Below are 9,781 nucleotides of genomic sequence, written 5' to 3' on the forward strand. Positions count from 1 at the left end.
CAAACGACGACCAATCTTACAAGAGACACTCGCTACCGCTACACAACCGAGGTGTGAGTCTTAACTGAAGACGGATGACCACTCATTTAGAAAATGGTGAGATCGATAGCAAAGTTACCACACCGACATGACTACAAACATATTCTCTTCATCGTCAAATGAATTGTAAGCGTGTGGTGAATGGGTAGTTAACTGTCAGTCATCAGCCGTGGAGCTTGAGGATCCATCTTCAGTCGTGTCGTCTAGCCGCCCGGTTGTGTATCCCCGCCAGTCGTACCGGTCTTGGAGATACAACGCGACCTTCACCAAGGCGAGCAGCACCGGTACCTCGATAAGCGGACCGATAACGGTGGTAAACGCGACACCGGAGCCGACACCGAACACCGCGACCGCGACGGCGATCGCGAGCTCGAAGTTATTTGAGGCGGCGGTGAAGCCGATAGCTGTCGTCGTCGAGTAGTCGGCACCGATTCCACGGCCCATGCCGAAGCTGACGAAGAACATCACAACGAAATAGATCGTCAGCGGCACCGCGATGAGTAGGACGTCACTTGGCTGCGCGACGATTCGCTCACCCTGCATCGCGAACATCACGATCACTGTAAAGAGCAGCGCGATCAGCGTGAGCGGACTGATCGTGGGTTCAAATGTCTCCTCGTACCATTCAACACCTTTCGCCCGCGTACCGACGAATCGGGAGAAGATGCCGGCCGCGAAGGGTATCCCGAGGAAGATCGCGATCGCCTCGAAAACCTGTATCGGTGTGATATTGAATGCGGAAATGCCGGCAACGAGCGATTCCATGCCCAGAATCGGGGGGAGATATAGAGCGAAGAACCAGATGTACACGCCGTACGTAACGATCTGGAAAACGCTATTGAACGCGACGAGCCCCGCGGCATACTCGTTCGAACCCTCGGCGAGCTCGTTCCAGACCAGCACCATCGCGATACAGCGGGCCATCCCAATGAACACCAGCCCGAGGAAGAACTCAGGTCGGGCAGGCAGTCCAGGAACGAGACCGCTGAAGAAGATGACCGCCAACCCGAACATTAGCGTGGGACCGATGAGCCAGTTCTGGACGAGGCTCAGCCCGAGTACCTTCACGTTCTTGAAGACAGCGGGGAGTTGCCCGTAGTTGACCTTCGCGAGTGGTGGGTACATCATTAACACGAGGCCGATCTCCACGAGGTGGAGGTCCTGAATCGGACCGGTCACCGACGGCGCAACGTAGCCGAGGCTAATCCCGATCCCCATCGCGCCGAAGATCCAGACGGTGAGGTACTTATCGAGGAAGTCCATCGACCGCGGATCCCCGCAGGCCTCACAGTCGCAGTTCGGGCCGTGCTCGTGAGCGGCGCCGCTCACGCCGGCATCACCCCCGTCGTGTTGGGTGAGTCGGCCGTAGAGCGATACCGGTGTGTGTTCAGGTGAGTGTTCATAATGGGTGTGTCGGCAGCGGTCGTTACTCTTCGGCCGCGATCACGTCGAGTTGGACGTCCGCACCGCCCGGGAGCGAACAGACGCCTACGACGGTCCGTGGGGGAAGTTCGACGCCGTCGAACCGGGACTCGTACACGTGGTCGATCGCCTCCGCGGCGCTCGGATCCGTGAGCTGAATTTCAAGCTTCATCACGTCGCCGAACGTCGCGTTTCGGTTGTCGGCGAGTACGGCTTCGAGGTTGTCGAGCGCGGTCGAGAACTGCTCTTCGATTGAGTGCTCACTTAATATTTCTCCGTCGATCTCAGGGAGTATCCCCTCGAAAAAACGTAGGTCGGACGAGCCCGTTCGCTTTCCGAACGCACCGATGTTGTCCGTCCCTTCGCGCTGGCGCTTGCTCTCTTTACTTAGTGTGGGATCGATATCCATCTCGGTACGCTGCTCCGATTCCGGTTCGACCTCGGTTGTCTGCTGCCCCATAATAGATGAACAGTTGTTCATATATTAAAACTCTTTGGAGCAAGTCGGAAACTGTGATCGGAGTCCGGCTTCGGGGTGCGGAGCGGAGGGTCCAGACTCGTGGTGCCCCGACGACATCACAGCAGACGGTACAGTCCGGCCGCGAGAAGCGCCCCGAGGACCGGTCCCACGATGGGCACCCAAGAGTATGCCCAGTCCGACGGTCCCTTGTGCGAAAACGGGAGAATTGCGTGGGCGATGCGCGGTCCGAGGTCGCGTGCGGGATTGATCGCGTATCCGGTGGGGCCACCTAACGAGAGTCCGATACCGAGCACGACAAGCGCGATCGGAAGCGCCGACAGTGCCCCTAGACCGAAGCCCACCGCTTGGCCGTCGATGGTAATCGACTGAAGCACCTCACCCGACTGAGCGTCGAAGAATCCGGCAGAATCCAGGTAGAGGACGCCGAATACCAAGACGAAGGTGCCGATGATTTCGGTCAGCAGATTAGCCGAATAGTTTCGGATCTCAGGGCTGGTCGAGAAGATCGCCAGCTTCACATCCTCGTCTTCGGTCGCGGCGAAGTGGTCTTTGTACGCCAGCCACACCACTACGCCGCCCAGGAATCCGCCGACCGTTTGTGCGGCGACGTACGCCGGAACCTGCGCCCAATCGAACAGCCCGGCGGCAGCGAGGCCGACCGTCACGGCGGGATTGATGTGACCGCCGCTGACCTGACTGACGGTGAACACGCCCATGAACACTCCGATGGCCCATCCCCACGTGATGACGATCCAGCCGCCGCCGTTCCCTTTCGTCTCGTTGAGCACGACGTTGGCGACGACGCCCCCGCCGAATATGATGAGGATCGCTGTTCCGATGACCTCGGCAATGTATGGATGCATTCTGCTACTCCAATAGATTTATATCTATTCATCTATTAAAGTGGATTGGATCCCTTACACCGAAGATTTTTATTTAATGTAGAATATACGGTCGATAAAGACCAATTAGACAAGTGTATTTTCCACAATATACAGTTTGGACATCAACACGTATGAATAATAACTAAATCAAATGTGCTACCGTAAAGGAGTTTGGTAGCATTTTCTGTGGCTCATTTCGAGATGGATAACGTCGAGAGAGGACTCACAGTAACTCAAACTTTCACGCAACCAGATTCATCCACCCCGTCTCGGTTCCGCTCAACGGTGATTCCATTGCTAGAGTTAACCTCTGTCTGACCTGCTAGAGAACGCACGATTACTGATTTATCGCGTCCGATCAAGTGCCTCCACGAGCGCCTCCGCCCGTTCCGTGGTCGAATAACTGCGCGAGCGTCCATCTTTTTGCTTTTTTACGAGTCCGGCATCACACAGAAGCGTCAACGCGTGACTGACAGCGCTGTCGCTTATGGACACGTAGGGCGTGATCTCGTCGAACCTGACCGCGCCATCCGCGTCGACCAACAGGCGGACGAGTCGATATCGCGTCTCATATCCGAACGCCGACAGCGCTTTCACGTCGGCGGTCGTCGTCGCGTCGTCGATCAGTGCGTCGAGATCCGTGCCGGGAAGCGGGTCTGAAGAGGAGTCGGGCATAACTGACGTATTCGCTGCGACCGGAATAATTGTTCTGTCGGGCTTCAAAACGGCAAATACGAGCGAAATGCTTCTATTATCGAACTACACGGACAGCTACGGTTACTCTTCGGCGGCAATCACGTCGAGCTGGACGTCCGCACCGCCAGGCAACGAGCATACACCGACGACGCTGCGCGGTGGGAACGCCACGTCATCGAATCGCGACTCGTACGCGCTGTCCACGGCCGCCGCCGCACCTGCGTCTGCGAGCTGAATCTCGACCTTCATGATATCCGAGAGCGACGCGTTACGGTTTTCTAACATGAGTTCGAGCCGATCCAAGCACATCTCTATCTGCTCATCTATTGGCTCCGATCCTCTTATCGTCCCGTTGATCTCCGGGAGAATACCTTGGAAGAAGATCAGATCCGACTCACCGGTTCGCATGCCGAATGCGCCGACGTTGTCGATACTGTCGCGCTGACGTTTGCTCTCCTCGCTCAGCGACTCGTTAATCGATATTTTGTTTTCACGGTCCGTCCGATCGTCTTGAGCCGCTATCTGCTGCGACATACAATTTAGTATTCCCTCATATGTTAAAGGTCCTTTCGGTTCTACTGTGTTGAGATCGAGGTAATCTACTCGGTACTAATATAATCTGTAATAGATTAATACTGGTAAAGCACAGTATGATGCTTGAATAATCCGGTTTTCCACACTATCTTGTGTGTATATAGTTCGGTGGAAGAACTGCGTCAAACAAACACATCTGAATATAGATCCGAGTCGAGTGCTCTCTCGAGTCAGCTGAACACCTGACCAAATGAGTTAAGTCAAATCGGATTATATCGATATGTATGTCGATACTCGACCGACTGCTCGGTGGCGAGTCAAACGACGACGAGAGCTGCTGTGACATGCAAATCGAGGAGGTGGACTCGGACGAAAACGAGGCGGACGCGCCGGACGAGCGCGCCGACCGTACGGAGGACTGATCCATAATGTCGCAGGAACAGAACGCGGCGGCTCAAGCGGGCTCCGAATCCGCGAGCGGAACGCTCCGACGGATGGAGGAAGGCGTCTGCTGTGACGGGCCGTTCCCGGAGACTCGACGGGCGGACGACGCGGTCGTCGAGGCGGAGCTGTCGGCGTTCAAGGCGCTGGCCAACGAGAAGCGACTCGCGGTCGTTCACGCGCTTCGAGAGGGCGAGCTCTGCGCCTGCGAGTTGGAGACCGTACTCGACGCGCCCCAGTCGACGGTCGCGTCACACCTCAGGAAGCTCCGCGACGCCGGCATCGTCGCCACGCGCAAGGAGGGAAAGTGGACGTACTACCGGATCGCGGACACGGCGAGCCTCCAGCTGCTCGATCTGGCCGCGGCGTTAGGTGAGGACCGATGATCCCGCCGGGGACCGAAGCGGCGCTGCTCGACTCGTGGGACTACTTCCTCCACCTTGCGATGGTCCTCACACCGCTGTTCATCGGCGCGTCGTTCCTCGTCGGGCTCGCACAGGAGTACCTCCCACCCGAGCGCGTCGAAGAGATGCTTCGCGCACGCGACCACGGCAGCGGGAACGTCCTCGCGGCGGGCCTCGGCGCGGTGACGCCGTTCTGCTCGTGTTCGACCGTCCCGGTCTTGGCGGGCCTGTTGGGGGCCGGCGCCCCCACGGGGATGGCGTTCTCGTTCCTGCTCGCCTCCCCGATCGTCAACTGGATTGCCGTGTTCCTACTGTTCGGGCTGTTCGGGACCGGCGTGACCGTCGCGTACGTGACGACGGCGCTGCTCGCGGCGATCGTCGCGGGACTCATCATCGGGACGTTCGAACTCGACGGGTACATCAAGGACGTCCGGATCACCGCGGGCGGTCGCGAGATCGCGACCGACGGCGGAGCGACTCCCTCGGACACGTCGGGGGCAGCCGACGCTGGCGGATGTAGCGAGTGCGGGACGACGGCGACGAACAGAACCCACAAGGAACGCGTGACTGCCGCGGGGGAGGGCGCGCTCTCCTTCTTCCGCGACACACTCCCGTACATCGCGGTTGGGATCGCGATCGGCGCGCTGATCCACGGCGCCGTACCGGCAGAGTTTCTCCAACAGATCGCCGGGCCGGGGAACCCGCTCGCGACGCCGATCGCCGCGCTCGCCGGCGCGCCGATCTACGTGAGCATCAGCGGAATGCTGCCGATCGCGCACTCGCTCACCGAGGCGGGGATCCCGATCGGGACGGTGATCGCGTTCGTCATCGGCGGGGCGGGGATCAGCATCCCGAATCTGATCCTCCTGAACAAGCTGTTCGAGCGTCGACTACTCGCGATCTACGCGACGACGGTGGTGACGATCGGGATCACCGTCGGTGTGCTGTTCAACACCGTCTTCGCCGGCCTCCTCTGAGCCGGGACTGCTCTTACAGCGACCGCGACCCGTCGAGCGCCACAAGAACCGCGTTCGCACGCGGCGTAGCGCGATACATCCGCCACTTCCCCTCTTTTCGGCGCGTGACGAGGCCAGCATCAGTGAGTTGTGAGAGGGCATGGCTGATCGCGCTGTCGCTCACGTCTAAGAGCGGCGAGAGCTCACACACGCATAGCTCCTCGTCATCAGCAGCGTGGAGCATCCGAACGATCTTGTATCGCGTCTCGTTGCCGAGCGCCGATAGTAGCTCGATATCGGTCTCTAGATCCGACCCGCCGACGCTCTCGTTCAGTTCTTCCAGTTCCGCTAACCGGTCGGCGAGGTCCTCGTCCGTACAGGAGCCGCACTCGTCGGCGACGTACCGCTGTAACCGCTCAGTCGATGACATACACACAATTGAACCGATGTGAGATTAAGCGTTATGGACCGTCACGCATCCGGAGCCGGCGTGCGCTGGATGATTCATTATACATTCAAATTGGATATTCGAAGATCGTAACACAGCCGGCTGTCGTAGAGAGTCACTCTCAAAATACGGGCCGAGTGGTGCGTTTTGAAGCCGCTGCTTTGGATCCTTCGGTGAACGGCCTGATCGAAGGGTTTATAATTATATGAGGAATTGTTCAATTGAACTGATCGCGACGAGCACTCCGGGATTGCCTCTTCGCGAACAATAGCTCAGACGATCGGCGACGATTCGACCCTATCATGACCGAACTCACCCTGTACGAAGAAGCGATGTGTTGCTCCACCGGCGTCTGCGGTCCCGACCCCGACGACGAGCTCGTCGAGGTCAGCGCGGCGCTTGACCAACTGGAAGACGCGTTCGACGACCTCGAAGTCAACCGGGCGAACATGCAGCACAACATCGACCAGTTCCTCGAAACGCAGCGGATCTACGACCGCGTTCAGGAGGACGGTCCGTCGATCCTCCCGATCACGGTCGTCGACGACGAGATCGTCGCCGAGGGCGAGTACCTCTCGTACGACGAACTGACCGCGGCCATCGACGGCAACGCCGCGCCACAGGAGGCCTAATAAATGGCACAATCACAGTCGACAGCGACGAGCGCGCGTGAGGTCGTCGAACCGAGTAGCGACGAAACCGAGTTCGTTTTCTTCAGCGGGAAGGGCGGCGTCGGCAAGAGCACGGTGAGCTGTGCGACCGCGACGTGGCTCGCCGACAACGACTACGAGACGCTGCTGGTGACCACCGACCCTGCCCCAAACCTCTCGGACATCTTCGGCCAAGCCATCGGCCACGAGGTCACCGCGGTCGACGGGATCGAGAACCTCTCGGCGATCGAGATCGACCCGGACACCGCCGCCGAGGAGTACCGCCAGGAGACGATCGAGCCGATGCGCGAACTGCTCGGCGAGGAAGAGATTCAGACGGTCGAAGAGCAGCTCAACAGCCCCTGCGTCGAGGAGATCGCCGCCTTCGACAACTTCGTCGACTTCATGGACAGCCCGGAGTACGACGTGGTCGTCTTCGACACGGCGCCGACGGGCCACACCATCCGGCTGATGGAGCTCCCCTCCGACTGGAACGCCGAACTCGAGAAGGGCGGCTCGACCTGTATCGGGCCGGCGGCCTCGATGGAGGACAAGAAACAGGATTACGAGCGCGCGATCGACACGCTCCAGGACGACGAGCGCACTTCCTTCGCCTTCGTCGGCAAGCCGGAGGACTCCTCAATAGACGAGATCGAACGCAGCGCGAGCGACCTCGGCGACCTCGGGATCGAGTCGCAGCTGTTGATCCTCAACGGCTATCTCCCGGAGTCGGTGTGCGAGGACCCCTTCTTCGAGGGGAAACGCGCGGACGAGCAGGCCGTCATCAAGCGCGCCCGCGAGGAGTTCGACGCGGACGCGACGGCGACGTACCCGCTCCAGCCGGGCGAGATTGCCGGCCTCGACTTGCTCGCGGACGTGGGTGGTGTCCTCTACGACGGCACGGAGGCAACCGTCGACGTCGGAACCGCGACCGACGTGGACGCTGACGACGCGGTTGAGTTCGATTCAATGGTGGACCATGACGCGGTCGTCGATCAACTGGCGCCAAGCGACGAGACGCAGTACCTCTTCTTCACCGGGAAGGGTGGCGTCGGCAAGAGTACGATCGCCTCGACGGCGGCGACGAAACTCGCCGAGGCGGGCCACGAGACGCTTGTCGTCACGACCGACCCGGCCGCGCACTTAGAGGACATCTTCGGTGAGCCCGTGGGCCACGAACCCACTTCGGTCGGCCAGGAGAACCTCGACGCGGCGCGGATCGACCAAGAGAAAGCGCTTGCGGAGTACCGCGAGCAGGTCCTCGACCATGTCACCGAGATGTACGAGGACAAAGAGGACACGCAGATCGACGTCGACGCCGCGATCGCGAACGTCGAAGAGGAACTGGAATCGCCCTGTGCCGAAGAGATGGCCGCCCTCGAGAAGTTCGTGAGTTACTTCGACGAAGACGGCTACGACATCGTCGTCTTCGACACCGCCCCCACGGGCCACACTCTCCGTCTGCTCGAACTCCCCTCCGACTGGAAGGGGTTCATGGACCTCGGCTCGCTGACGAAGGGGGCTGCCCCTGCCAAAGGCGACCAATACGACGAGGTCATCGAGACGATGAAAGACCCCGAACGGAGCACGTTCGCGTTCGTGATGTACCCCGAGTACACACCTATGATGGAAGCCTACCGGGCCGCCGCGGACCTCAAAGATCAGGTCGGCATCGAGACCTCGCTAGTCGTCGCCAACTACCTCCTGCCTGAGGAGTACGGCGACAACGCCTTCTTCGCGAATCGGCGCGCTCAGCAGGCGCAGTATCTCGACGAGATCCGTGACCGGTTCGACGCGCCGTTGATGTTGGCGCCGCTCCGGCAGGACGAACCGATCGGGCTCGACGAACTCAGCGCCTTCGGTGAGGAGATTACCGGACTCGCAGACGTTGTCGGAGCGGACGCACCGGAGGTGACGCCCTCGTGAGCGACGCACAGGACGTGGAAGGTGCGGCCGAGGACAGCGTGGGCGTACCCGATGGGGAAGACGTAGAAGCCAACGTCGAGGCGGCCCTCCACGAGTTCCTCGACACGCTCGGCGAGTCTGAGACGTATCAGAAGTTCGTCGCGGCCGACGAGACGTTACAGGATGATGACGACGCGATGGCGCTACTCCGCGAGTACCAGCAGAAGCAACAGCAGATGCAACGCGGCGGCTTCGACGAATCGGTGATGGCCGAGCTGAAGCAGCTCCAGACCGAGATGTCGAACAACGAGACGATCCAGCGTCAGCAGGCCGCACAGGCCGATCTGATAGAACTGCTTCAGCGGACGAACGACACCATCAGCGACGAGATCGGCGAGGAGTTCGCGCGATCCACCGGAGGTGGGTGCTGTTGAGCGCTTCCGGTCAGGACGCCAGCGAGTCCGAAGTGACTGACGAAGCGGTCGTCGCGGCCGCCGAGGCGCTCGGCGAAGAGCTCGCGACGGCGAAAGAGTCCTCCTCGGAGTTCGCGTTCACCACGATGGTGATGCAGTGTAACGAGGCGATCGGCGACGAGACCGGTGTCGACTACGGGAGCGTCTGCGGCGCCGACGACGACGGCTGCTGTTAGCGGAGGTCGACAGGGGTCATTCCGGCTGACGGCCCTGCCAATTGTCACTCCGCGGACGGAGTTTGTGACAGGAGTTCGTCGAACAGCGAGACGACACGTTCTTCAATCTCGTCACGAATCTCACGAACCTGCTCGATCGGGCGCTCGTGGGGATCGTCGAGCCCCCAATCGCGATTCTCACCGTTCCACGTTGCCGGGCACACGTCCGATGCCGAACACCCCATCGTGACGACGAGATCGACCGCCTGTAGCTCGTCTGGCGTCACCTCTCG

14 protein-coding genes are annotated in these 9,781 nt (G+C 60.1%); 7 read left to right on the plus strand and 7 right to left on the minus strand.

The genetic code is table 11. From position 1 onward, the window contains the following. Positions 1-195: 195 nt before the first annotated feature. The 5 genes from arsB to ACT4MF_RS18390 form a co-directional block, all read right to left on the minus strand. Positions 196-1,368, minus strand: coding sequence for an ACR3 family arsenite efflux transporter (gene arsB / locus ACT4MF_RS18370; RefSeq protein ID WP_444683765.1), 1,173 nt, complete (start codon positions 1,366-1,368; stop codon positions 196-198). A 97-nt stretch (positions 1,369-1,465) separates the two neighbouring features. Beyond that, the gene (locus ACT4MF_RS18375; protein WP_444683764.1) at positions 1,466-1,921 is read right to left on the minus strand and encodes a RidA family protein; all 456 of its coding nucleotides are present in this window, start codon (positions 1,919-1,921) and stop codon (positions 1,466-1,468) included. A gap of 116 nt (positions 1,922-2,037) precedes the next feature. Continuing rightward, on the minus strand, positions 2,038-2,805 hold the full coding sequence (locus ACT4MF_RS18380) for an MIP/aquaporin family protein (protein WP_444683763.1): 768 nt from the start codon (positions 2,803-2,805) through the stop codon (positions 2,038-2,040). Between the two features lie 366 nt (positions 2,806-3,171). Then, entirely contained in the window at positions 3,172-3,501 is a 330-nt protein-coding gene (locus ACT4MF_RS18385; RefSeq protein WP_128906801.1) for an ArsR/SmtB family transcription factor, read from the minus strand. A 102-nt stretch (positions 3,502-3,603) separates the two neighbouring features. Further along, positions 3,604-4,056, minus strand: coding sequence for a RidA family protein (locus ACT4MF_RS18390; protein ID WP_128906802.1), 453 nt, complete (start codon positions 4,054-4,056; stop codon positions 3,604-3,606). 284 nt (positions 4,057-4,340) lie between these two features. Here ACT4MF_RS18390 and ACT4MF_RS18395 point away from each other — a divergent pair, with 284 nt between their 5' ends. The 3 genes from ACT4MF_RS18395 to ACT4MF_RS18405 are packed head-to-tail and all read left to right on the plus strand — an operon-like array spanning position 4,341 to position 5,878. Beyond that, positions 4,341-4,478: a hypothetical protein gene (locus ACT4MF_RS18395; RefSeq protein WP_158295129.1), complete on the plus strand. Its 138-nt coding sequence runs from the start codon at positions 4,341-4,343 to the stop codon at positions 4,476-4,478. Between the two features lie 6 nt (positions 4,479-4,484). Continuing rightward, positions 4,485-4,883, plus strand: a complete 399-nt coding sequence (locus tag ACT4MF_RS18400; protein WP_004595754.1) for an ArsR/SmtB family transcription factor — start codon at positions 4,485-4,487, stop codon at positions 4,881-4,883. Next, a complete protein-coding gene (locus ACT4MF_RS18405; protein ID WP_444683762.1) occupies positions 4,880-5,878 on the plus strand; it encodes a permease in 999 nt (332 codons plus the stop codon). The genes ACT4MF_RS18400 and ACT4MF_RS18405 overlap by 4 nt, the downstream gene beginning before the upstream one ends. Positions 5,879-5,891: 13 nt before the next feature. On the opposite strand, the gene ACT4MF_RS18410 is transcribed toward ACT4MF_RS18405, so the two are convergent. Further along, positions 5,892-6,287 carry an ArsR/SmtB family transcription factor gene (locus ACT4MF_RS18410; protein ID WP_004595752.1) on the minus strand — a complete coding sequence of 132 codons (396 nt, stop codon included), beginning with the start codon at positions 6,285-6,287 and terminating at the stop codon, positions 5,892-5,894. 320 nt (positions 6,288-6,607) lie between these two features. On the opposite strand from ACT4MF_RS18410, the gene arsD reads away from it, so the two are divergent. The 4 genes from arsD to hcsS are packed head-to-tail and all read left to right on the plus strand — an operon-like array spanning position 6,608 to position 9,509. Then, positions 6,608-6,937 (plus strand): arsenite efflux transporter metallochaperone ArsD, encoded by a 330-nt coding sequence (gene arsD / locus ACT4MF_RS18415; protein ID WP_007993266.1) that lies wholly within the window; start codon positions 6,608-6,610, stop codon positions 6,935-6,937. Positions 6,938-6,940: 3 nt separating this feature from the next. Next, entirely contained in the window at positions 6,941-8,881 is a 1,941-nt protein-coding gene (arsA, locus tag ACT4MF_RS18420) for an arsenical pump-driving ATPase (protein ID WP_444683761.1), read from the plus strand. After that, entirely contained in the window at positions 8,878-9,294 is a 417-nt protein-coding gene (hcsL, locus tag ACT4MF_RS18425) for a halo-CC-star protein HcsL (protein WP_444683760.1), read from the plus strand. Before arsA ends, hcsL begins: the two co-directional genes overlap by 4 nt. After that, complete coding sequence (hcsS, locus tag ACT4MF_RS18430; RefSeq protein ID WP_137690912.1) at positions 9,285-9,509, plus strand: halo-CC-star protein HcsS; 225 nt, start codon at positions 9,285-9,287, stop codon at positions 9,507-9,509. Before hcsL ends, hcsS begins: the two co-directional genes overlap by 10 nt. Before the next feature lie 44 nt (positions 9,510-9,553). Here hcsS and ACT4MF_RS18435 read toward each other — a convergent pair. After that, positions 9,554-9,781: arsenate reductase/protein-tyrosine-phosphatase family protein (locus tag ACT4MF_RS18435; protein WP_444683759.1), on the minus strand; the 228-nt coding region annotated here is incomplete at its 5' end.

Source organism: Halorubrum sp. FL23, assembly GCF_052439115.2.
GTDB classification, from domain to species: Archaea; Halobacteriota; Halobacteria; order Halobacteriales; family Haloferacaceae; genus Halorubrum; species Halorubrum persicum.

Coding starts and splice junctions, on each gene's coding strand:
- ACT4MF_RS18375 (WP_444683764.1), bottom strand. CDS start 1,921: ATGGGGCAGCAGACAACCGAGGTCGAACCGGAATCGGAGCAGCGTACC.
- ACT4MF_RS18380 (WP_444683763.1), bottom strand. CDS start 2,805: ATGCATCCATACATTGCCGAGGTCATCGGAACAGCGATCCTCATCATA.
- ACT4MF_RS18385 (WP_128906801.1), bottom strand. CDS start 3,501: ATGCCCGACTCCTCTTCAGACCCGCTTCCCGGCACGGATCTCGACGCA.
- ACT4MF_RS18390 (WP_128906802.1), bottom strand. CDS start 4,056: ATGTCGCAGCAGATAGCGGCTCAAGACGATCGGACGGACCGTGAAAAC.
- ACT4MF_RS18395 (WP_158295129.1), top strand. CDS start 4,341: ATGTCGATACTCGACCGACTGCTCGGTGGCGAGTCAAACGACGACGAG.
- ACT4MF_RS18400 (WP_004595754.1), top strand. CDS start 4,485: ATGTCGCAGGAACAGAACGCGGCGGCTCAAGCGGGCTCCGAATCCGCG.
- ACT4MF_RS18405 (WP_444683762.1), top strand. CDS start 4,880: ATGATCCCGCCGGGGACCGAAGCGGCGCTGCTCGACTCGTGGGACTAC.
- ACT4MF_RS18410 (WP_004595752.1), bottom strand. CDS start 6,287: ATGTCATCGACTGAGCGGTTACAGCGGTACGTCGCCGACGAGTGCGGC.
- arsD (WP_007993266.1), top strand. CDS start 6,608: ATGACCGAACTCACCCTGTACGAAGAAGCGATGTGTTGCTCCACCGGC.
- arsA (WP_444683761.1), top strand. CDS start 6,941: ATGGCACAATCACAGTCGACAGCGACGAGCGCGCGTGAGGTCGTCGAA.